The organism is Paraburkholderia sp. HD33-4, assembly GCF_021390635.1.
Lineage (GTDB): Bacteria > Pseudomonadota > Gammaproteobacteria > Burkholderiales > Burkholderiaceae > Paraburkholderia.
The window spans coordinates 1,276,437-1,297,695 of the sequence record NZ_JAJEJS010000003.1; the positions used below are offsets into that span (position 1 = coordinate 1,276,437).

The following is a 21,259-nucleotide window of genomic DNA, read 5'->3' on the forward strand; positions in this document are numbered from 1 at the left end:
AAAAAGGAGTTATGTATGAAGCTGGTTTCGTATCGAAGCAACCAGGGTGTGATCGGGTTTGGTGCCGTGACGGAAGAGGGAGTCGTCGCGCTCTCGACGCGGCTGAACGGAGTTGGCAACCTCGCTTCACTGGTCGCGGACGAAGGCGCGATGCAGGAAGCTCGTCGCGTCGTCGCGCAAAGCCGCGCCGATTTCGTGCTGGATTCGGTCGACCTGCTGCCGGTGATCCCTCGCCCGGCCAAGGTCATCTGCGTGGGTATCAACTACGTCGCGCATGCCACGGAAGCAGGGCGCACCGTTGGCAAATATCCGGTCATCTTTCATCGCTTCGCCGAGACACTTCTGCCACACGGTGCACCGCTGATTCGTCCAGGCGTTTCCGGACAGTTTGACTTCGAAGCTGAACTGGCTGTCGTGATTGGCAAGGGCGGCTCGCACATCGCGCCTGAAGACGCAATGAGCCATGTCGCCGGATACACGTGCTTCAACGATGCGAGCGTGCGGGACTGGCAATTCCACACCCACCAATACGGCATGGGCAAGAATTTCCGTGCGACCGGCGCGTTGGGACCCTGGCTCGTGACGGCCGATGAAATTCCCGACTATCGCAAGCTGAGCATTCAGGGTGTCCTGAATGGCGAGGTGCTGCAGACGGGTAGCCTTTCCGAACTGGCGTTCGACATTCCCGCGCTCATTGCATACGTGTCGCAGGCGCTCGACTGGCAGCCGGGTGACATTCTTGCCACGGGCACGCCAAGCGGCATCGGCTTCAAGCGTCAGCCCCCCGTATTCCTGAAGCCAGGCGACAGGTTCGATGTCGTGGTGCCCGGCGTTGGCACGCTGTCCAACCCGGTCGCCGACGAGGTGTGACGGTTGTGAGGTGCGAGGTCGTCAGGCTTGCGTGAGACGCAGTCAAGTTCGCGTCGTGCTTCGCATGAGATGCGAGTTGAGTGGAGGAAACACCTAGGTGAAGCTGAATCTGATTGGTGGTGATTGGGTCGAGGGATCCGCAATCCGCCAGAACATAAATCCATCCGACGTCGATGACGTAGTCGGCGAATACGCGCAGGCGGATGCCGCGCAGGCACGCATGGCGATCGACGTCGCGGATGCGGCGCAACGCACGTGGTCGCTGAGCGGCATCCAGGCGCGCTCGAACGCGCTCGAATTCAACGCCGCGGAACTCCTCGCTCGACAGCAGGAACTTGGTACTTTGCTGTCGCGTGAGGAAGGCAAGACGCTTGCGGAGGGTATCGCGGAGGTGGTCCGGGCTGGGCAGATCTTCCGTTTCTTTGCCGGCGAAACGCTGCGCGTGTGCGGCCACAGGCTACCTTCGGTGCGTCCGCTGGTGGATGTCGAAATCACGCGCGAACCCGTTGGCGTCGTTGGCATCATCACACCCTGGAACTTTCCCATCGCCATTCCCGCGTGGAAGATCGCGCCGGCGCTGGCGTATGGCAACAGCGTCGTGTTCAAGCCCTCGGATCTCGTTCCCGGTTCGGCGTGGGCACTGGCGGAAATCATCAGCCGCTCGGGTATTCCCGCCGGAGTCTTCAACCTCGTGATGGGGCGCGGCAGCATCGTCGGCAATGAGTTCGTGAAGTCGGAGAAGGTCGACGCGCTGTCGTTCACGGGGTCCGTCGATACTGGCCGTCGGCTCGCGGAACAGGCCGCGCGCGGACTCAAGAAGACGCAACTGGAGATGGGTGGCAAGAACCCGCTGATTGTGCTCAATGACGCCGATCTTGACATCGCTGTGAACTGCGCCATCCAGGGGGCATACTATTCGACCGGGCAACGCTGCACGGCGTCGTCGCGCTTCATCGTCCAGAAGGACATTCACGCGCGTTTCGTTTCGCGGGTCCGTGACGCACTCAAGGCGCTCAACGTAGGCCACGCGCTGGAACCAGAAACGAACATCGGTCCTGTCGTCGACGCAGAGCAATTGCGCACCGATCAGGACTATGTCGAGATCGGCAGGCACGAAGGAGCGACGCTCGCGTATGGCGGCGAATTGCTGACCCGGCGCACGCCCGGGTATTACATGTCGCCGGCGTTTTTCACCGACACGACGCCGGAAATGCGGATCGCCCGCGAAGAGATTTTTGGCCCGGTGGCATGTGCGATTGCCGTCGATACGTATGAAGAGGCGCTCGACGTCGCGAACGACAGCGAATTCGGGCTGTCCGCCGGCATTTGCACGACTTCGCTCAAGCATGCGACGCATTTCAAGCGCCAAATGCAGACCGGCATGGCGATGGTCAACGTGCCGACAGCGGGCGTCGATTATCACGTGCCGTTCGGTGGCACGAAGGGATCGAGCTACGGGCCGCGCGAGCAGGGCAGCTATGCGACGGAGTTTTTTACGAGGGTAAAGACGGCGTATACGCAGGCATAGACGCATCATCGGTGGTATTTAGCGCGCTCGATGAGCGCGAGTAAAGTCAGTCGGCGACGAAATAAGCATTAGACGGAGGAGCTGTGGATTTTGATCTTGTGATTGCCGGCATGGGGCCGGTTGGCGTGGTGGCGGCAAATCTGGCGGGTCAGTTCGGTCTTAAGACGCTGGTCGCGGACAAGTCGCTCACTGTATTCGATAAACCGCGGGCGATGGGGTTCGACCATGAGATCATGCGGGTGCTCGGCAACCTTGGGATTGCCGAAAAAATCGCGGACCACGTTATGCCTTATCGTCCGTCCGAATACCGCACGACGGACGGCCGGCTTATCCGCCGCATCGATGCCGCGAGCGAGCCGTATCCGCTAGGTTGGGCGCCCAACTACGTTTTCCTGCAACCTCAGGTCGAGAGCGCCCTGAGGGACAACCTCGCGCGGCACGCCAGCGTGAGCGTCGAGCTTGGCGCGGAGGTGCTCGACGTTGTTTGCGATGGAGCGGGCGCAACCACCGCTATTCGCCTTGCTTCCGGCGAAGAAAAGCGTTACCGCTCGTCATACGTGCTCGCATGCGATGGCGGCACGAGCCCAATTCGAACCCAGCTCGGCCTCGAGATGGAGGACCTCGATTTCGACGAACCGTGGCTGGTGGTTGACGTCGTTCTCAAGGATGGCGGCGGCGCCAATCTGCCGCCGACGAACGTGCAGTACTGCGAGATAGAGCGGCCAGCAACGTTCGTTGTGGGACCCGGCCAGGTGCGTCGCTGGGAATTCATGATCAATCCAGGCGAGGTGCCAGCGGACGTGGCGCAGCCCGAATTCGTGCGCAAGCTGATTTCACGTTGGCTTCAACCCAGCGAATATGAAATCTGGCGTGCCTCGACGTATCGATTTCACGCGCTCGTATTGAAGCAATGGCGCGCAGACAATATCTTCTTCCTCGGCGACGCCGCGCATATGACGCCCCCATTCCTCGCACAAGGCATGTGTCAGGGAATTCGCGACGCGGCAAACCTGATCTGGAAGATCGCGCTAGTCATAGACGGCTTCGCCGACAGGCGGTTGCTCGACACCTATGAGGCCGAGCGCGCACCGCACGTGCGGCAGACGACGCTGGTGACAAAGGGGCTGGGCAAGGATATCTGCGAGCGCGACGTCGTCCGTGCGAAAGTGCGGGACGATCGCCTGCTTGCGGATTTGCAGATCAACCCGGCCGGCACTGTTCGCCAATCGCTAATTCCGGGGTTGAGTGAAGGCTTCCTGTCCACGTCTGGTGTAGGGCCGCGTGGGGCACTGTTCCCGCAGCCACACGTGCGTGATGCAGCTGGTACGGAGGCGCTTCTTGACGAGTTCACTGGCGCCGGATTCCGCGTGGTCGCGAACGGGATGCTTGATCCTGCGGCGCTCGAACAACTGGCCGAAATTTGCACGGAGCTCAAACACGTGCCAGTGGATCTTGTCGCCGTCGTCCCGCAGGGCGCTGATGTCGCGGGCAAGTCGGGTGTCTACCAGGATGTGAACGGCGTGCTGCTCGGCTGGATGGAACGGCACGGTTGCGGGCTCGCCGTGATTCGGCCGGACCACTATGTCTTTGGTGCGGCGCGCGATGCGCAAGCGGGCGTGACTCTGGTGCGAGAGTTGGCCCGCGCGTTGCAAGGCGTTCGCGAGGAGACCGTAGGTGAGGCTTACCCGATTCACGGCTAGGTGAAACCTTGTGATGATCGCCGCGTCCAATGGTGGCGCGGCGATCACCGATATCACCGCATTCCAGAGAAATCTCGCACGAGACGCTGTTTTGCGCATAAAATTACGCCATTACCATGTGTCCGGATTCCTCCACCTATGGACTCGAACACCGCAGAAAATACCGGTCCGCTGATTGACGTCGCCCTGTCCCGCATGAAAACCGCCATCATCCGGGGCGAGCTTGCGCCGGATACGCGACTCAAGGTGGAAAGTCTGTCCAAGGCCTACGGACTAAGTAGCTCGCCGATACGCGAGGCGCTGAACCGGCTGGCGCAGGATGGCATCGTCCGCGCGACGGAGAATCGCGGGTTCTGGGTTGCGCCCATTTCGGTCGACGACTTTCGCGACATCAGCCGGCTCAGGGTGCTGCTCGAACGTGAGGCGTTGGTCGACTCTATTGAGCACGGCGACGAGGAATGGGAAGTGAGCGTGCTCACAGCCTTTCACCGCCTGAGTCTCATGGAAAAGAAGCTGGACGCGGGCCCGGTGGCGCTCGACGACAACTGGTCCGATCGGCACAGAGCTTTCCACATGGCACTCCTTTCCGCCACACCGAGCCCGCTATTGACGGGCATGATCGCGTCGCTGTTTGACCGAGCTGAGCGGTATCGTCGTTATTCCGCCATGCATCGATTGGAACCGCGACACAAGAACAACGAGCACGAAGCCTTGATGAAGGCAGCCATTGGGCGTGAGAAGGAAAAGGCTGCGAACCTGCTGCAAAAGCATATCGAGGGTACGTTAGGGCGCATCGTTGGAGCACTCGAGCGGCAGGCTGCGACTGTCCAGTGATTCAGTCGGCACGCTTGTCGCTAGCCAATTCCAACGGACTGCTCGCGATGACACTCGCGAATATTATGAATCTCTATGCGCAGCAGCATTATTTCTTGATCAGGATCGCGCTTTACTTGGTCCCCGCATTTCTCTGAAATACTGAGATTGGCGTACAACAAAACGCCGCCCCCGGTGCGGGCGTTTACTGGTCCATAGATTTGAATGACATGAACGCCCCCACCCAGTCGGTCTGTCTGAGCGATCCGCTGTCAGCGGAACTTCTACCAAGTTGAGAACCGCGATCATACTCATCTGATCAACTGAACCGAGGGGACTTGTCATGGCACATGTGATTGTGGGTGTGGACATCGCAAAGAAGAATGTAATGCAGGTTCACTGGGTGAATCCGGAAAACGGCGAAATCGTTAACCGGCCGATCAAGCGAGCGTTGTTTCTCGAATACTTCGCGAATCGCAAACCCTGCCTTGTCGGCATGGAGTCATGCAGCGGATGACAGCATTGGGCCCGACGGTTGGTCGAAATGGGGCATCGGGTGAAGCTAATGCCGGCGAAGTTTGTCAAGGCGTTCAACATCCGCAATAAGAACGATGCGGCTGATGCGCGGGCAATCTGGATGGCCACCCAGATGGATTGCAAGGAAGTTGCTGTGAAAAGCGAAGAGCAGCAGGCAATCCTTGCACTGCATCGTATGCGCCAACAATTGGTGAAGTTCCGCACGATGCAAATGAACAGCCTTCGCGGATTGTTAAGCGAGTATGGCGAGGTCATGGGGGTGGGGAGGGCGACGTTGGACAAATCCATGGCGGGAGTTCTGGAAAGATTGTCTGGACGCCTGCCTGCGATACTGATCGATACCCTGCGCGAACAATGGAAAGGTCTGGATGAAGTGGACCGTCAGATCGGCCAGATTGAGCGTCGGATGCAGGAGTGGATGAAGGACGATCGGGCAGCCAAGGCTATTGCGGCGATCCCCGGCGTAGGGCTGCTTACCGCAACAGCTGCCGTGGCAACGATGGGGCATGCCAAGGCCTTCAAGTCTGGCCGTGAGTTTGCAGCCTGGCTCGGACTTGTGCCGGGGCAGACTGGCTCCGGCGGCGTGACCAAGCTTCAGGGAATCAGCAAGCGGGGTGACACATATCTCAGAACTTTACTGGTTCACGGCGCGCGAAGCGTCATCTATCGCGCGAAGGAGCCAGGTCTCTGGGTTGAACAGATGAAACAGCGACGCCCGTTGAATGTCGTCATCGTCGCGATGGCCAATAAGCTTGCCCGAATAATCTGGGCGGTGCTGGCGCATCAACAGCCTTACCGGAAAGATTACGTCGACACGCGGCCAGTTTGATTTAATCGGCCTGAGGGGAGAGCTCTTGTTGTAAGGGATGGAACGTAAAAGTTGCGGCGGCATTCGAGTGTCATGACAAATCGGGCGGGACCCGGAATTCACCAAGCCTGTTTTTATGTCTGAGCTTCACAAGCTCGCGATTTGAATGAGGCGTGAGTCAGCGGATTTCATAGGGGCCAGCAGCGAAGCGGAAGCTGCAAAGAGGCCGAATGTAGAGCTGCAGCCCATCCTATTCGTCAAGACTTCGAACAACTGGCGCAAACGGGGGCGTTCATGTAGACATAAAAGAATTGATCGAAGTTTAATTCGCAATCCTACGTTTAATGAGCCGAAGAGGTGCCAACTTGTGCAGCAGGATGCTGCACAAGTTCCGGGCGCGTTTTCAGAATAAACCGCCAGGTTTGGCACGAAAATGATCACCTATGTGCCTCTGACGGTTGCCAGCCCCCACTTGCACAACGTAACCGAACGCCTACATCGCCGCTGCTGCGCGGTCGCTTACGAGATTCGAACCGGCCTACGTCTGTGCACTTAGCTCCGCCAGAATATCCCGTGCGCGCTCGGACAGGTGGGGCACAAGAGCCATCGCTCGAGCGGCGGCAGTAGCAACGCGGGGGCGTGCGCTTTCAACTAGCTCGTCGGCAGCCGTCGTGAGCCACTCCGGGAATCGTTCCGTTAGTGCATCAATCAGCACTGCTGCCTGCCGCTGGTCCTTCTCGGCTTTAAGTTCGCGCGCCGGGTCGCGAAGCGTGCTGACGACAAGCTTGTGTAGCGCAAATCTGGCCGGGTCAGGCAGCGTTACGGGCACCACGTGCTCCTTGCCGAGGATAAAGCCGCTCACCGGGTTGGCTACCAGATAACCAAAGTACGGCAAACCAGTCGCATGCGCGCGCAATTGGCGGAGGGGCTTCGTTTCGTACGCCTCGGTGCCCGGTACCAGCAGGTCCACCTTGAGAGGTTGTCCGCGCGCCTTGAACGAGGTGGACGGTTTCCGAGAGTCCCGTTCTGGCACCTCGATAAAGGGGAGACCGGTCTCGCGCAGGATGTCGAGAAAACTGCGGTCTTCCGGGATGGCCACCGAAATCGAGCCCGCGCTACCGATGTCAATATCCTCGGTCCTGTAGTTCGCAGGCAGACGGACACCGAGACCGTTCAGGAGCGCGCCGAAGGCGCGGGAACCGACAAGCAGTCCGCCGTGCGTGAAGATGCCGGCGTTATAGAGCGTCGCGATGGTAAGGGCCGATGAGTTGTCCGCGGAGGCAAAGCCTGCTTTCCGCAAAACCTGGACATCATTGGCCAGCGCCCGCATCTCCGCGCTCTCGAGTTGCTGCGCCTCAAGTGCGGCTTCGGTGTCCGGCTCCCCGGTGCGCCCCAGTGATGTTTCCTTGTGTTTGCCAGAAGCGAGGTACACCCGCCAGTAGGTGTACGTTTTTCCGTCGACGGTTTTCTGGGCGGCCGAGCCCGGGGAGTGCAACGGGATGCGGTTGTACGCTTGCCCGCTCGGCGACCGAGGAATACAGCGTTTGCAGTGCTTCGTTATGGAAGGAGGTCATAGCTCACGCATTTATACCTTAAGTTAGCATCGCAAGGTATAAGGGGTCGCTTGTCAATTTATACCTTAAGATCGATTGACGAGGTATAAATCGGCGCCGCTTCGGTGCGGGCGGCGGTCAACCAGGTGGTCAGCAAGCGCTTTGCGAAGCGGCGGCAGATGGCGTGGCGGCCGGTTCTCGCGCATGCCATCACGCTTCGAGCGATGGTATCCGACCCTCGCGGTCAACAATCACGCTCACTATATCGCGGCATAGTGCCCCCGCTTCTATGCGGACTTGTTTGTCAAGCCGTTTCGATCATGACGTTCATGGGTTGGACTTCATGGTGGCACCTGTATGTTTGAGAGCCCGCGAGGGGCGTGGCACAACATGGCAGATCGATCCTGATCCGCGGTCGGGGTGTGACGAGCGTTTGAGCCGGTGTACTCGAGCCCTGGGTAACAGACGAGAGTGTCCGAGACGCAATTCTGAAGTGAGCCACGCATCCGAGCCGCAGAATTCGGCCAGCGACAGGGTGTTCTCGAGGTAACCGATGTATTCCTCCAGTCTGGCGAGCAACCCTCTTCAGGGAAAAAACCGTGCAGGCGGTCCGAGCACCGCCGAGTCCATCGTATAGTTCACGGTGTCCCCGTAGTACCCCGCGAACGGCGATACCTGAATATCGACTTCGACCGCGGCCTGATAGAAGAAAGACCACTGGTTATGGACATCGCGCAAGCCATAGACGAAGGCGCCCGTTTTTGGCTTGAATGCGCCCGACTTTGCGACCTCATACTTCGAAAGCGTTTCCCACGTCTTATAGCTCAAGGTCTCGTTGAACCGAGACTTGGCAGCTGTCAGATGATCAGGTGTCAGCTTTCCCACGTAATCGCGCTTGCGCACCGTGCGTGCATTTACCCCTTGGGGCAGCATAGTGTTGATCGCGCCGGTTGCAGCGCTGTTTCCGCGCGTTTCGGATCCGTTGTGGACCTCCTGCGCGCTCAATCCCTGCGTCCCGAGAAAGCCTTGCATTTGATTGTAGGCATCGTCATAACTCTGCCGCGAATTTGCATGCGTGATAGTGGGGTTGGTTGCCGTGCCGTGAACCTGTACCGTGCAGCCGCTCAGCATCGAGGTCATGAAGATGCCCGGGCCGCCGCCGCCCGCCGGAATGGTCATCTCGGTTGCGGCATTCTGGCACCACGGCAGGAAGTACAGCGGTAGCGACCCACCCTGGGCGGCGGTATAGACGTCGACGGCAACGATCGTACGCACGGTTGCCACGGTAGACACGGTGAAATGAAGCTGATAGGTGGCAGCTGCGAGTTGTTGCCGGGTACCTGCCGCGGGAGCTGGCTGCAGCACACCAAGGTGCTCCTGCACCAAGACGACGTACTTCGACACAAGGTCTCTGGCATTGGCTTCGGTTTGAAAATCAGCGGCAGATGGCATGCACTCCTCCTCGGGCAGCTTATTGCACGGACGGGAGGCAACGCGTCGATCACCTGCACGGCTCCCGCGTTTCGCCAACCGGTCGCGTACGCGAGCCACTTGGCGTCGATACTGCAGGGCAACTTGCGATTTTCAACCACAGACCATCAGAACTTTCCCAGTCTAGTTGATCGATGCGACAAATGAGTGGTGAATATATAGAAGGACGCGACGTGCAAAACCGGTCCTACCGCCTCCCACACACCGAGACGGTTACGCCGCTTTTCAATCTGATGGCCGTGCACAACGGGGCGGTCGAACGTGGGAAGTGCACGCTTGCAAGTGCAAAAGAAACCGGAGTTGGTAATGCACCCCGGCTCGCATTTCAGGCCAGCGCCAGTTGCTGTCCGTTTCCGGCCAGGCATATCTGGTAGCCCATTGCGCGGTATCCCCGCTGCCGTTTCTCCCACATACGGTTTAGTGCCGGATGACCTCCGTCCACATAGTCAATCACTCGTACGCCGGTTTTACCCGAATGCTCGCGATATAGCCGGCCAGCGTACTGCTGCAGCGTGCCTTTCCACGCCACGGGCATCGCGAGCACCAAAGTGTCGAGCGCCGGATGGTCAAATCCCTCCCCAACGAGTCTGCCAGTGGCCAGGACGACGCAAGGTGCGTCATCAGCCAGCGAGTCCAGGGCGGCAAGCTGCGCCGCACGCGCCTTTTTCGCGAGACGCCCGTGCAGCACGAAAAGCGGCTCGACTGCTACATGCAAAAACTTCTGCAGGCTTTCTAGATGATCCGTACGCTCGGTGAGAACCAGCACCTTGCGACCTTGTCCGAACTGCTCGCAAATCGCCGCAGCAATCATTTCGGTCCGCGGTGGATCCTGTGCAAGATGCGCGAACACCGTCTGGATCGGCGCGTCGGCCGCAACGTCCACGGATGAGGTGAGCCTTTCCGGGAACACCTCGAGCGAATGCGGCGCATTGGGCGGCAGACGCGCCGCGTGCCGCACCGGCCGCACAACATCAACATCACCGGTTGCTGGCAGTCGCGCCGCACGGGTGTCGCAGTCAGTCCAAGCACGTATCGCGCATTGACGGCCTTCAGCACTGCCTCGAAGGAATCCGCCGATACGTGGTGACATTCGTCGACAATGACGTGGCCGTAAAGCCGCAGAAGCGCTCCGCGGGGACCATCCGGTGCCACTGACTGCAGCATGGCGACGTCAATCCGGCCCGGCGGCTTCGACTTGCCGCCACCGATTGTGCCGATGTCGCGCGGATCCAGCGCGAGAAACGACTGCAGGCGCTCGCGCCACTGATCCAGCAGTTCCCTGCGATGCACGAGCACGAGCGTCGTGACGCCGCGCCGGGCAATCATTGCGGCAGCCGTCACGGTTTTGTCGAACGCCGTTGGAGCATGCAGGATCCCGGTCTCGTGCCGCAGCAGGTCATCAACCGCCGCCTGCTGGTCGTCCCGCAGTGTGCCGGCAAACGCAACTGCAAGAGGGTCGCCCGCGCAACGCTCGTCGCGGATGTCGCAGGCAATTCCGTTGTCGGTCAGCAGCGTCATGAGCTCGTCGAGGCAACCCCGCGGTAAGGCAATGTGGCGCGGGCAGTTCTCGGCACGACCGATTGTCCGCGGCTTGTCCCATACGCTGAAGCCGCGCGCCTGGGCACGGTAGAACTCCGGATTCTGGAATGCTGCTAACCGGATGAGCCGATTGAACAGGGATTGCGGAAGCTGGGCTTTTTCAAAATAGAGCTGGTTTGCGAGTGTCAATGTCAGCGACGCCGGCATGGCTCCGGCCAGCCGCTTCGGCAACGCTGGAGGCGGGTTCCATGGTTCGGCTAGGTCCTCTTCAGCGATGAAGGTGACGTCGAGCGGGTGGGCACCGCCGATGGCGCGGAAAATTACCGCTTCGATATCTCGCCCGTCCATTGTCCTGACCGACGCCAGGAACGCCCACTGATCGACGACGGGCTGGAAGCTCTCGCCGACAAACACGCTGTGCCCATGCTCCCGTGGCTGCTTCTGCAGCGGCAGGGCGATCAGGTTGCCGAAGCCCCCTTTGGGTAGTACGTCCTGGTTAGGAAAGAGCCGGTCGTAGGACGAAAGCTCAAGCTGGCGGGCCCGGGCACATGTGTGGCTGATGATGGCTGAGCCGAGCCGGCGTGCGTCACGACCGGTGACGGCCGACGAGAAGAAGATCCATGCGTGCGCACCGTTACCCGAACGTGAAATCTCCAGCGACACGGGAACACGCAGTTCGTCGCATGACTGCCGGAAGGCCATCGCATCGTCCCGCCAGCTTTCTTCGTCAAAGTCGACTGCGAGCAGGTAGCAGGTGCCGTCCGGCATCAGGGGATACAGGCCCACCGTGTGATCACCGGCGAGATGCGAATAGATGACCTGATCGTCCAGCGGCAGCAGGACGCGATGCACACAATCCGCACAGCGGATTCGGGGCTTCTCGCAGATGCCCGTACACCATTCGTTTGCGCACGCCGGTGCGTAGCCCGATTTCCCAGAATTGCGGCTTTCCCAGCGAAGCGGATAAACGTCGGTACGGCCTCGGAAAAGACTCCGGAAGAGGTGCACTTTCTGTTGGGGAGAAAGTGTGGAAGTCCCTGCGCTTCGCATCGCCGGCAATGGATTGCCGGAGACGGCAGTCTTGAGCTGCCCATGCGCAGGGACGGAGTCACGCAGCAAGACAGCGAGGTGGGAGTTTTCGGCCTGCAGGCGCGTGAGTTCTACCAGTAGCTCTTCGCGGCTGCGATTTTCCCAACCAGGCCTTGGCAGCTTCCTGTCATTCATCACGTATCCGGTCGACACCTGAGGAAGTGGCATGCGCGAGCGAACTCGTATCGTTGGTGGTCCGCCGCGCCGCCCGGTCTCTAATCACGGAGACCCCGGCTGAAAATTGGCCGCGAAATCCTACCCGCCATAGTACGCCGCGCACCGCTACCGTCTCGCCCATTATGCGGCATGCGATCACAGCCCGGCGGCGTAGTGGCTCAGATGCGGTCTTGCCGGTGCAGATGGCAAGCTGACACTATTGGGCAACGGGGAGTCGGCAAAGACCAAGCTGCCATTCGCTGATGTCTTCGTGCGCAATGGATATCGCGTCGACATCGTCGGGTATCCGGGACACGGCAACGTTCTGGCGCACGCACGATGAAGGCGGCGGTGGCGGCCGCACGCGAGGCCTTGGCGGGAACGCTCGTTCAATGGGGCGGGCCGGTCGTCATCGTCGGTGCGAAGCAGGACACGTTGATTCCCGTCGCACATGCGCGCCGGTTCGCGAGCGAACACGATCACGCTGCTTCTTTTATTACCGACGGCCGATCATGACGACTGGTTCGGGGCCATGAGTGAGGGCGACTGGAAGCAGATCCTTGCGTGGTATCGCGCCGGGTGAAACGGCGACGCGCGGATGCCCGGCGTGGGGAATGCTGACGCTTTTGCCCACGCCGTGTCCGTTCAGGAATCAGTAGTCGGGGCATTTAATAAAGCACGGACGGGTCAGCGGTGGGTACGAGACGCGGCGCGTGTCCGGAGCTACCCACCCCGGTCAATCTGACGCGACAAACGTATCGGCCTGCCACCTGGTGGAACTGCGTGCCCTTGATCTGCGCCAATTTTCGGAGCTAACCGCCGTTTCCAGCACGAGAAAGGCGATCACCGGTTAGTGAATGTCATGCATATACGCGATGCCGACTTCAACCGCGAGCTCAGCGAGCTTTTTGTCCAAGGTCCAGATCGATGCGCCGGGAGTCATCAAAGTTGACGCAAGCAGCGTAAGATCGCTGCTGCCAAAGCCCCGACCGTAAAATTGCCTTGCCTCGATGAATTCCATCACCTCGGTCCATGTCGCGTGCGTCGCATGTTGCAACAGCCCGATGTCGTGGAGGGGCCGGGCGCGGGGTGCAGGCGGAGTACCACAGGCGAGTTCGACAAGGACGACTGGATGCGTAAGCGCCTGGTCGCTGGTGATCAACTGAACAAGTCTCGTGTTGGCGCGACGGAAATGATCAACCCATACGGATGTGTCAATAAGGACGCTCATTGGGCCGCAGGCTCGGATCCGCGACGTGGGACGTCAGGCATACCGGGAGCGGCGCCGCCCAAGGCTGCCAGACGCTTACCAGCCTGAACGCGAACAAACGTCTGCATTGCCACCCGGAACAGGTCTGCCTTATCCATGTCAGGGTCGGCAAGCTCGAGAGCGCGTTCGTACAGGTTGTCGTCGATCGTAACAGTGGTGCGCATTTCGCCCCCAGTTTGATGCTATTCCGCATCAGTTATAGCATCAGATCGTCATGCCTTCAAACCGGAGAGCTGCGCGCGAGATCGGCTACGCAAATTCGAGGGAGGCGAAATTTTGCCCAATACAGTTAAGACCAGGTCGGGCGCACACTCATCGTGCCGACGCCCGAGGAAGACGCAGCGATCAACCGGGGCATCGCTGAGGATCCGGATACCTGCGAGCTAGATGCAGAAGAATTCGCCAGGCTCGGACCGTTCGGCGCAAAGCGCATGGGAGGGCCGCCAAAGGAAAACCCGAAGGAGCAGGTTTCGGTGCGCTACGACGCGGACATCGTCGCCGCGTTCCGCGCAAGCGGCGATGGCTGGCAGACGCGCATGAATGACGCACTGCGCACCTGCCTGGCAGAGCATCCGCTCAAGGAGCCAGCCGACAGGCCGGCACGCCGGGGCCTGTGACGCCGCGGTGATCGTGACGCCGCCGGCGAACATGCGATGTTCGATGGAGTCGAGTACGCTATTGGCTTTCGCGATCCGATAAAAAAATCAAGTTAGCACTTGCTTTATTGTCCTTGTCATATACATGCCAGTTCGCCGAGCAATGACAGATAACTAACGAGAACACCGGAAACACAACTCGATGTCCACCGCATTCGCTCATACAGTCGAAGCGAGATTTGCGACGCTCACGCCCACGGCCAAGCGCGTTCCCAGTTATATGCTTGCGAATCTGGAGCGCCTCGGCCTGGAGACGGCGGATCAGATCGCGCAACAGACGGACACGAGCGGCATTTCGGTCGGGCGCTTTTTGCGCAGCGTCGGCTATTGCAATCTCGATGACCTGAAGTGCGAATTGCGCGGTGCGCAAACACGGCCGTGGTTTATCACTGATCGCCTCGACGCCTGGCGCAGCGAGCGCCTCGACGGCTACGCGAACGGCGTGGAAAACACGAGTGACACGGCGCTCGCGCGCTCGCTCGAACTCGAGGTCGACGCGATCCACTATGTGTACCAGCTTGCACCAGGCAACATATTCGCCCGCGTCGCGCAGCGCATTGCCGCTGCGGATGCCGTCTTTATTCTCGGCATTCAATTGACGCCCGGCATTTCAAATGCGTTCTACAGCTACCTTGAATATCTGCGGCCACGGGTGTTCTTTTCCGAAGGCATGTCAGGCTCGTATGTGGAGTCGCTGAATTCGGAGTTCGCGTCGCCGTATCTGATCGCCACCGACACGCATGCCTATTCGCGCATCGCGCGCCGCTATTGCGAGGCGGCGGCAAGGCGCGAATTGCCGTTCGCGCTCGTCACCGATCTCTATTGCCCGCGGGCGCGAGACTTCGCCTGCGATCTGCTGCAAGTGAAAACCGATGTCGGTCAGTTCTGGGATTCGCTTGCGCCGTTCACTTGCCTGTTCAACCTGCTGATTACGTCGATTGTCGAGCGGCTCGGCTCCACTTTCGACAAACGTGTCGCGCACAACCGCGAGTTGCAACGCGAACTCGATCAATTCGATCTTTGACAATCATGACCGATACACCGCACCTCATTCACATCACACCGGAGACGCACGGCGTCGAACTCGACCTCGTGTATGCGACCGATCGCAATTTTACTGGCAAGGCGATCTACAAGGAAGCGCACGCCCTGTTGCTCGCGCCCGCTGAAGCCAGATTGCGCAAAGCTGTCGAACTTGCTGAGAGCGTTGGCATGAAGCTGCACATTTTCGATGCGTACCGTCCGCCGCAAGCACAAAAAGTACTGTGGGATTTTCTGCCCGATCCCACGTATGTTGCAGAACTTGGCCGAGGCTCGAACCATAGCCGGGGTACGGCGCTTGATCTCACCTTGATCGACAGCAACGGTGAAGCGCTCGACATGGGCACGGGCTTCGATGCAATGATCAAGGAGTCCGAGCACTTCCATCACGGATTGCCGCAGCATGTGCAACGCAATCGCTTGCTGCTGCTCGGCATCATGCATGCGGCAGGATTCACGCATATTCCAAGCGAGTGGTGGCATTATGAAATTCCGGGTTCACGCTCGCTGCCCGTTATTGACAATGCCGAAAGCGGCCCTCTGAAATTGATGTAATCGCGTTCTGGTTCTTTGCTGTCCGTTTGCGGGTTTCTCACCGCTTTTCCCTCTCGATACGGAGCGAGTATGAATCTGGTTTTGCGCAATGCGCTGGCGGCAGTCGCGATCGTGTCCGCACTGACGCTTACGACAACAAGTACTGTATTTGCGGCGACGCCGAAAGACATGCTGGTGATCGCCACCACGCTCGACGAATTCTCGACCCTCGATCCGGGTGAAGTCTATGAGCTCGTGCCGGAAGAATATGTCGCGAATACCTATGACCGACTGGTGCGCGTCGATCTGAAAGACCCGGCGAAATTCAATGGCGATGTCGCGCAATCGTGGACGGTCAGCCCTGATGGACTCACGTTCACGTTCAAGATTCGCCCGGGTCTCAAGTTCCACTCGGGCAATCCCCTGACAGCCGATGATGTCGCGTGGTCGATCCAGCGCTGCGTGCTGCTCGATAAAGGTGCGGCGGCCGTATTGCAAGGCATTGGCCTGACCAAAGACAACGCGCTGCAAAACGTCAAGAAGATCGACGACTCGACCGTCAGCATTACGACCGACCAGAAATACTCGCCCACGTTCGTGCTGAACGTGCTGGGTGCGTGGCCCGCGTCAGTGGTCGATCAGCAGCTCCTGATGTCGCATCAGAAGGGCAACGATTTCGGCAACGAATGGCTGCGTACGAACGAAGCAGGCTCTGGCGCGTACAGGCTCGTCAAATGGACGGCGAACGACAGCATCATCCTGCAGAAATACGACGGCTACCGAGTGCCGCTCGCGATGAAACGCATCGTGATGCGCCATGTGCCGGAAGCCGCGAGCCAGCGCCTGCTGCTCGAAAACGGCGACGCGGATGTCGCGCGCAATCTGAGCCCCGACGATCTCGCCGCATTGACTAAGGCCAACAAGGTGCAGGTGATGTCGGTGCCGCAAGCGACGTTGCTCTACCTCGGCCTGAACGTGAAGAACCCGAATCTCGCGAAGCCGGAAGTGCAGGAAGCCATGAAATGGCTGATCGACTATGACGGCATTCAGAAGAACGTGACGAAGAGCACGTTCAAGGTTCATCAAACGTTCCTGCCCGAAGGTTTCCTCGGCGCGTTGAATACCAATCCGTATCACCAGGACGTTGCCAAGGCCAAGGCGCTGCTCGCCAAAGCGGGCTTGCCCAATGGCTTCAACGTGACGATGGATGTGCGCAGCGCTTACCCGTACAACGAAATTGCGCAAGCCGTACAAGCGAATCTCGCGCAAGGCGGCATCAAGGTCGAGATCATTCCGGGCGACAACAAGCAGACGCTCGCGAAGTATCGTGCGCGTCAGCACGATATCTATATCGGCGAATGGTCAGCGGATTACATCGACCCGCACAGTAATGCGCAGGGCTACGCATGGAATCCGGATAACTCCGACAAGTCTGCGTACAAGATGCTCGCATGGCGTAATTCGTGGGACATTCCCGATCTGACGAAACAGACCAATGCGGCGCTCGCCGAATCGTCGACGACAAAGCGCGCGCAACTCTATCAGACGATGCAGAAGGAAATGCTCGCAAAGTCGCCGTTCGTCATCATGTTCCAGCAGGTGTCGCAAGTGACGATGCGTCCGGGCGTGTCGGGCCTCGAAGTTGGTCCAATCAACGATCTCGTGTCGTATCTGCATGTGAAGAAGCAGTAAGCGCACGAAACATGTCGACGACAACCACTCCTATTGACCAGATACGCGCTGCGTCCGCGCGCAGCGCGACCGTGCGCTGGACGTTACGCGTGCTGCGCTGGGCGCTCACGCTCGCCGTCACGTTCACGGGCTTGCTGGCCGTGACCTTCGTGATCGGCCGCAAGGTGCCGATCGATCCCGTGCTCGCAATACTCGGCGATCGCGCGTCGGCGAGCGCTTATGCGGCCGCGCGCATTCAGCTTGGACTCGACAAGCCCCTTGCCGAGCAGTTTTTCATCTATGTGCGCGCGGTGCTGCACGGCGATCTGGGCGTATCGCTGCTGACGGCGAATCCCGTGCTCGACGACATCAAGCGCGTCTTCCCGGCCACATTGGAACTCGCGACACTGTCGACGATCATCGGCGTATTGGTCGGTGTGCCGCTCGGCGTGATTGCTGCGACACGGCACAACCGCTGGATCGATCACGTCGCGCGTTTCATCGGCCTGATCGGCAGTTCAGTGCCTGTGTTCTGGCTCGGTCTGATGGGACTGCTGTTGTTCTATGCGAAGCTGCATTGGGTGTCGGGACCAGGAAGAATCGACCCCCAGTTCGATGGCATGGTCGATACGCACACGGGCAGCCTGTTGATCGATTCGCTGATCGCGGGAGAATGGGATGTGTTTTTCAATGCACTGTCGCATATCGCGTTGCCTGCTGCGATATTGGGCTACTACTCGGTCGCCTATCTGAGCCGGATGACGCGCTCGTTCATGCTCGACCAGTTGAACCAGGAGTACATCACGACGGCACGCGCAAAAGGCCTGTCCGAGCGGCGAGTCGTGTGGGTGCACGCATTCGGCAATATCGCGGTGCCGCTGCTGACGGTGATCGCACTGTCGTATAGCTTTTTGCTCGAAGGCTCGGTGCTCACCGAAATCGTATTCGCGTGGCCGGGCATCGGTTCGTATCTGACGGGCGCGTTGCTCAACGCCGATATGAATGCCGTGCTCGGCAGCACGCTCGTGATCGGCATTACTTTCATTGCGTTGAACCTGCTGACGGATGCGCTCTATCGCGTGTTCGATCCGCGCGCCCGCTGATGCAACGGAGATCTCCAACGTGCGTCCACCTGTTGAAACTTCAACTCAGGGCTTGCCGATGAACGTGCCTCGCTCAACGTGGAGAGTCTGGTTGCTGACCGACACGCCAGCATCGCGCAGGCAGGCGGCGCTCGGTCTTGCGTATCGGCGCTGGCGGCGTTTCTCGGGTAATCCGCTGTCGGTGTTCGGTCTGTCGATCCTCATGCTGCTCGTGATCGTCGCCGTCATCGGCCCCTGGATCGCGCCGCATGATCCGCTCCGGCAGGTGTTGTCCGACCGTCTGCTGCCGCCCGGTTCGGCGTCTTATTGGCTTGGCACCGATCAGCTCGGACGCGATATTCTTTCGCGCATTATTTACGGCTCGCACCTGACGCTGTCGATTGCGATCCTCGTTGTCGTGGTCGTCGTGCCGATCGGCTTGATGATCGGCACGACGGCGGGCTTCTTCGGAGGCTGGGTCGATAACGTGCTGATGCGTGTGACGGATATCGCACTAGCGTTCCCGAAGATCGTACTCGCACTCGCGTTCGCTGCGGCATTGGGGCCGGGTGTGTTCAATGCGGTAATCGCTATTTCGATTACCGCGTGGCCCGCGTATGCGCGTCTTGCACGGGCCGAAACGTTGAGGCTCGTGCAAGCCGATTTCATACACGTCGCGCGGCTGCAAGGCGCGTCGAACCTGCGCATTCTGCTGCGCTATATCGTGCCGCTGTGTTCGTCGTCGGTGATCGTTCGTGCGACGCTTGATATGGCGGGGATCATTCTGACCGTCGCAGGCCTTGGTTTTCTGGGGCTTGGCGCACAACCGCCCAGTCCCGAATGGGGCTTCATGGTCGCGTCCGGCCGCAACGTGCTGCTCGAGGCGTGGTGGGTGGCGACGATACCGGGCTTCGCGATTCTGCTCGTGAGCCTCGCATTCAATCTGCTCGGCGACGGCTTGCGCGACGTGTTCGATCCCCGCCATGGAGACTGACATGGACACGAACGAAACGCGCTCGCCCCTCTGTGAGATCGACGATCTTCGCATCGCATTTCGCACGCACGACGGTACGCTGAATGAAGCCGTGCGCGGTCTCTCGCTGACGTTGAATAAAGGCGAGCGGCTTGGCATCGTCGGTGAATCGGGTTCGGGCAAGTCGCTGACGGGCCGCGCGCTGCTCGGACTTCTGCCGCCTGCCGCGCATTGCACCGCGAAAAGGTTGGGCTTCGACGGAAATGATCTGCTGAATATGCGCGCCGACAGGCGCCGCCGTCTATGCGGTCAGCAAATGGGCATGATCCTGCAAGATCCGAAGTACTCGCTGAACCCGGTGATGACTGTCGCGCGGCAAATGCGCGAGGCGTTCGCACTGCATGATCCGAAGCTCAACCGGCGTGCGATGCGAGAAAAGATCATCGCGGCCCTCGAAGCGGTGCATATCCGCAACCCCGCGCGCGTCGCGGATTCATATCCGCATGAGCTTTCCGGCGGCATGGGGCAGCGCGTGATGATCGCGATGATGGTATCGACGGGACCACGCCTGCTGATCGCCGATGAGCCGACCAGTGCGCTCGACGTGCTCGTATCGATGCAGGTGCTCGCCGTACTCGACGAGATGATCGCCAAACATGATACCGGCCTCATTTTTATCAGCCATGACTTGCCGCTCGTGATGTCGTTCTGCGATCGGGTGGTGGTGATGTATGCGGGGCGTGTCGTCGAAACATGCGCGGCGCGCGATCTCGTGCATGCGCAACATCCTTATACCCGCGGGTTGCTTGCCGCGAATCCGCCGCTTGCCAATCCGCCGGCCGAATTGCCCGTTCTGTCGCGCGATCCTGCATGGCTCAACGACACGCAAGGAGCGTCCGCATGATCGACGTCGATGCGTTGACAGTGCGCTTCAAGACGGTCGCGGGCGCAGTCGATGCCGTCCGCGATGCGAGCTTTCATGTAGCGCAAGGCGAAGTGTTCGGGCTCGTCGGTGAGTCGGGTTCCGGCAAGTCGAGCATTCTTCGCGCGTTGAGCGGATTGACCCCTATCGCGCAAGGCACGGTGCGCATTGCGCAGCAAGACGGTGTCGTGAATAAGTGCGCTGTGCAAATGGTATTTCAGGACCCGTACGGCTCGCTGCATCCACGTTTCACTGTTGATCAGACATTGCGCGAACCATTGCGTATCAACGGCATCTGCCAGCATGAAGAACGTATCGTCAATGCGCTGCGTGAAGTCGGGCTCAATGCGTCGTTTCGATTTCGCTATCCGCATCAGCTATCGGGTGGGCAGCGGCAACGCGTGGCGATTGCGCGCGCGCTGATCGTCGAGCCGCGAGTGTTGCTGCTCGACGAGCCTACATCGGCGCTCGATGTCTCCGTGCAAGCTGAGATATTGAACTTGCTCAAGCGCCTGCATCGCGAGCGTAATCTGACGATGATTCTTGTCACCCACAATCTCGCTGTCGTGAGCTTTCTGTGCTCGCGTGTTGCGATCATGCGCAATGGCGAGATCGTCGAAGAACTCGATGTGGAGAAAATCAGAGCGCAGCAGGTCGATAACGAGTATTCACGCAGCCTGTTGCTCGCGACGAATGGCTATCAGCGCAAGGCTGTCGACGCGTTGGGTATCGACACGGGCCTTTAAAGGAGTTCGTGTCTGCGACGGCGCGGGCAAACACATACACTAGGCCGCAGCAGACAGAAAAACGCACCACGGGGTAACCGTTCGAATCGTGCAAAATGTGGCGCTTTCGACGGAAAAACATACAACACATCAATCACTAGCGCGACTGTCACCGAGCGATGTTATCGGGCGGGCAAACGTCTGCTGCGAGCGGCTCCGGTCACCGGTACCGCCAGATTCTGCACGGTAAGTACGAATCCCCCGATTGCTGATCGATAGTCTAAAGCACGCTGAAATCCAC

19 protein-coding genes and 2 pseudogenes are annotated in these 21,259 nt (G+C 59.6%); 15 read left to right on the top strand and 6 right to left on the bottom strand.

Annotation, left to right across the window (positions count from 1 at the left end; all coding sequences use genetic code 11):
- The first annotated feature begins 15 nt into the window (after positions 1 to 15).
- The 5 genes and pseudogenes from L0U84_RS40340 to L0U84_RS40360 all read left to right on the top strand — a co-directional run bounded on the left by L0U84_RS40340 (position 16) and on the right by L0U84_RS40360 (position 6,277).
- Positions 16 to 870, top strand: coding sequence for a fumarylacetoacetate hydrolase family protein (locus L0U84_RS40340; protein ID WP_233859310.1), 855 nt, complete (start codon positions 16 to 18; stop codon positions 868 to 870).
- Between the two features lie 97 nt (positions 871 to 967).
- The gene (locus L0U84_RS40345) at positions 968 to 2,398 is read left to right on the top strand and encodes an aldehyde dehydrogenase family protein (RefSeq protein WP_233859312.1); all 1,431 of its coding nucleotides are present in this window, start codon (positions 968 to 970) and stop codon (positions 2,396 to 2,398) included.
- A gap of 83 nt (positions 2,399 to 2,481) precedes the next feature.
- Positions 2,482 to 4,098: a bifunctional 3-(3-hydroxy-phenyl)propionate/3-hydroxycinnamic acid hydroxylase gene (locus L0U84_RS40350; protein WP_233859314.1), complete on the top strand. Its 1,617-nt coding sequence runs from the start codon at positions 2,482 to 2,484 to the stop codon at positions 4,096 to 4,098.
- A gap of 138 nt (positions 4,099 to 4,236) precedes the next feature.
- Positions 4,237 to 4,932 carry a GntR family transcriptional regulator gene (locus L0U84_RS40355; RefSeq protein WP_233859316.1) on the top strand — a complete coding sequence of 232 codons (696 nt, stop codon included), beginning with the start codon at positions 4,237 to 4,239 and terminating at the stop codon, positions 4,930 to 4,932.
- 322 nt (positions 4,933 to 5,254) lie between these two features.
- Positions 5,255 to 6,277, top strand: a pseudogene (locus L0U84_RS40360) (IS110 family transposase).
- Between the two features lie 517 nt (positions 6,278 to 6,794).
- Here the strand turns inward: L0U84_RS40360 and L0U84_RS40365 are convergent.
- A complete protein-coding gene (locus tag L0U84_RS40365; RefSeq protein WP_233859318.1) occupies positions 6,795 to 7,751 on the bottom strand; it encodes a GSU2403 family nucleotidyltransferase fold protein in 957 nt (318 codons plus the stop codon).
- A gap of 168 nt (positions 7,752 to 7,919) precedes the next feature.
- On the opposite strand from L0U84_RS40365, the pseudogene L0U84_RS40370 reads away from it, so the two are divergent.
- A pseudogene (locus L0U84_RS40370) lies at positions 7,920 to 8,085 on the top strand (ISKra4-like element ISBte1 family transposase); the annotation flags it as partial.
- A 309-nt stretch (positions 8,086 to 8,394) separates the two neighbouring features.
- On the opposite strand, the gene L0U84_RS40375 reads toward L0U84_RS40370, so the two are convergent.
- The 3 genes from L0U84_RS40375 to L0U84_RS40380 all read right to left on the bottom strand — a co-directional run bounded on the left by L0U84_RS40375 (position 8,395) and on the right by L0U84_RS40380 (position 12,063).
- Entirely contained in the window at positions 8,395 to 9,261 is an 867-nt protein-coding gene (locus tag L0U84_RS40375) for a hypothetical protein (RefSeq protein WP_233859320.1), read from the bottom strand.
- A gap of 364 nt (positions 9,262 to 9,625) precedes the next feature.
- A complete protein-coding gene (locus L0U84_RS44105) occupies positions 9,626 to 10,111 on the bottom strand; it encodes a DEAD/DEAH box helicase (RefSeq protein ID WP_326491243.1) in 486 nt (161 codons plus the stop codon).
- Positions 10,108 to 12,063, bottom strand: a complete 1,956-nt coding sequence (locus tag L0U84_RS40380) for a TOTE conflict system archaeo-eukaryotic primase domain-containing protein (protein ID WP_326491244.1) — start codon at positions 12,061 to 12,063, stop codon at positions 10,108 to 10,110. The genes L0U84_RS44105 and L0U84_RS40380 overlap by 4 nt, the downstream gene beginning before the upstream one ends.
- Positions 12,064 to 12,423: 360 nt before the next feature.
- On the opposite strand from L0U84_RS40380, the gene L0U84_RS40385 reads away from it, so the two are divergent.
- On the top strand, positions 12,424 to 12,600 hold the full coding sequence (locus L0U84_RS40385; RefSeq protein ID WP_233859322.1) for a hypothetical protein: 177 nt from the start codon (positions 12,424 to 12,426) through the stop codon (positions 12,598 to 12,600).
- Positions 12,601 to 12,934: 334 nt separating this feature from the next.
- On the opposite strand, the gene L0U84_RS40390 is transcribed toward L0U84_RS40385, so the two are convergent.
- Positions 12,935 to 13,315, bottom strand: coding sequence for a type II toxin-antitoxin system VapC family toxin (locus L0U84_RS40390; RefSeq protein WP_233859324.1), 381 nt, complete (start codon positions 13,313 to 13,315; stop codon positions 12,935 to 12,937).
- Entirely contained in the window at positions 13,312 to 13,518 is a 207-nt protein-coding gene (locus L0U84_RS40395) for a type II toxin-antitoxin system VapB family antitoxin (RefSeq protein ID WP_233859326.1), read from the bottom strand. Before L0U84_RS40395 ends, L0U84_RS40390 begins: the two co-directional genes overlap by 4 nt.
- 153 nt (positions 13,519 to 13,671) lie before the next feature.
- Here L0U84_RS40395 and L0U84_RS40400 point away from each other — a divergent pair, with 153 nt between their 5' ends.
- From L0U84_RS40400 to L0U84_RS40435, 8 genes are all read left to right on the top strand, one after another.
- Positions 13,672 to 13,971: a BrnA antitoxin family protein gene (locus L0U84_RS40400; protein WP_233859328.1), complete on the top strand. Its 300-nt coding sequence runs from the start codon at positions 13,672 to 13,674 to the stop codon at positions 13,969 to 13,971.
- A gap of 181 nt (positions 13,972 to 14,152) precedes the next feature.
- Positions 14,153 to 15,034, top strand: coding sequence for a sap1 transcriptional regulator SapR (gene sapR, locus L0U84_RS40405; RefSeq protein WP_233859330.1), 882 nt, complete (start codon positions 14,153 to 14,155; stop codon positions 15,032 to 15,034).
- 5 nt (positions 15,035 to 15,039) lie between these two features.
- Positions 15,040 to 15,606 (top strand): D-alanyl-D-alanine dipeptidase, encoded by a 567-nt coding sequence (gene ddpX, locus L0U84_RS40410; protein WP_233859332.1) that lies wholly within the window; start codon positions 15,040 to 15,042, stop codon positions 15,604 to 15,606.
- Positions 15,607 to 15,675: 69 nt separating this feature from the next.
- Positions 15,676 to 17,277 carry an ABC transporter substrate-binding protein gene (locus L0U84_RS40415; protein ID WP_233859334.1) on the top strand — a complete coding sequence of 534 codons (1,602 nt, stop codon included), beginning with the start codon at positions 15,676 to 15,678 and terminating at the stop codon, positions 17,275 to 17,277.
- A gap of 11 nt (positions 17,278 to 17,288) precedes the next feature.
- The gene (locus L0U84_RS40420) at positions 17,289 to 18,359 is read left to right on the top strand and encodes an ABC transporter permease (protein WP_233859335.1); all 1,071 of its coding nucleotides are present in this window, start codon (positions 17,289 to 17,291) and stop codon (positions 18,357 to 18,359) included.
- Between the two features lie 58 nt (positions 18,360 to 18,417).
- On the top strand, positions 18,418 to 19,332 hold the full coding sequence (nikC, locus tag L0U84_RS40425) for a nickel transporter permease (protein ID WP_233859336.1): 915 nt from the start codon (positions 18,418 to 18,420) through the stop codon (positions 19,330 to 19,332).
- Position 19,333: 1 nt separating this feature from the next.
- Complete coding sequence (locus tag L0U84_RS40430) at positions 19,334 to 20,215, top strand: ABC transporter ATP-binding protein (protein ID WP_233859337.1); 882 nt, start codon at positions 19,334 to 19,336, stop codon at positions 20,213 to 20,215.
- Positions 20,212 to 20,979: an ABC transporter ATP-binding protein gene (locus L0U84_RS40435; RefSeq protein ID WP_233859338.1), complete on the top strand. Its 768-nt coding sequence runs from the start codon at positions 20,212 to 20,214 to the stop codon at positions 20,977 to 20,979. Before L0U84_RS40430 ends, L0U84_RS40435 begins: the two co-directional genes overlap by 4 nt.
- The last annotated feature ends 280 nt before the right edge of the window (positions 20,980 to 21,259 follow it).

Coding starts and splice junctions, on each gene's coding strand:
- L0U84_RS40385 (WP_233859322.1), top strand. CDS start 12,424: ATGAAGGCGGCGGTGGCGGCCGCACGCGAGGCCTTGGCGGGAACGCTC.
- L0U84_RS40415 (WP_233859334.1), top strand. CDS start 15,676: ATGAATCTGGTTTTGCGCAATGCGCTGGCGGCAGTCGCGATCGTGTCC.
- L0U84_RS40435 (WP_233859338.1), top strand. CDS start 20,212: ATGATCGACGTCGATGCGTTGACAGTGCGCTTCAAGACGGTCGCGGGC.
- nikC (WP_233859336.1), top strand. CDS start 18,418: ATGAACGTGCCTCGCTCAACGTGGAGAGTCTGGTTGCTGACCGACACG.
- L0U84_RS40355 (WP_233859316.1), top strand. CDS start 4,237: ATGGACTCGAACACCGCAGAAAATACCGGTCCGCTGATTGACGTCGCC.
- L0U84_RS40390 (WP_233859324.1), bottom strand. CDS start 13,315: ATGAGCGTCCTTATTGACACATCCGTATGGGTTGATCATTTCCGTCGC.
- L0U84_RS44105 (WP_326491243.1), bottom strand. CDS start 10,111: ATGATTGCTGCGGCGATTTGCGAGCAGTTCGGACAAGGTCGCAAGGTG.
- ddpX (WP_233859332.1), top strand. CDS start 15,040: ATGACCGATACACCGCACCTCATTCACATCACACCGGAGACGCACGGC.
- L0U84_RS40395 (WP_233859326.1), bottom strand. CDS start 13,518: ATGCGCACCACTGTTACGATCGACGACAACCTGTACGAACGCGCTCTC.
- L0U84_RS40380 (WP_326491244.1), bottom strand. CDS start 12,063: ATGAATGACAGGAAGCTGCCAAGGCCTGGTTGGGAAAATCGCAGCCGC.
- L0U84_RS40420 (WP_233859335.1), top strand. CDS start 17,289: ATGTCGACGACAACCACTCCTATTGACCAGATACGCGCTGCGTCCGCG.
- L0U84_RS40340 (WP_233859310.1), top strand. CDS start 16: ATGAAGCTGGTTTCGTATCGAAGCAACCAGGGTGTGATCGGGTTTGGT.
- L0U84_RS40430 (WP_233859337.1), top strand. CDS start 19,334: ATGGACACGAACGAAACGCGCTCGCCCCTCTGTGAGATCGACGATCTT.
- L0U84_RS40375 (WP_233859320.1), bottom strand. CDS start 9,261: ATGCCATCTGCCGCTGATTTTCAAACCGAAGCCAATGCCAGAGACCTT.
- sapR (WP_233859330.1), top strand. CDS start 14,153: ATGTCCACCGCATTCGCTCATACAGTCGAAGCGAGATTTGCGACGCTC.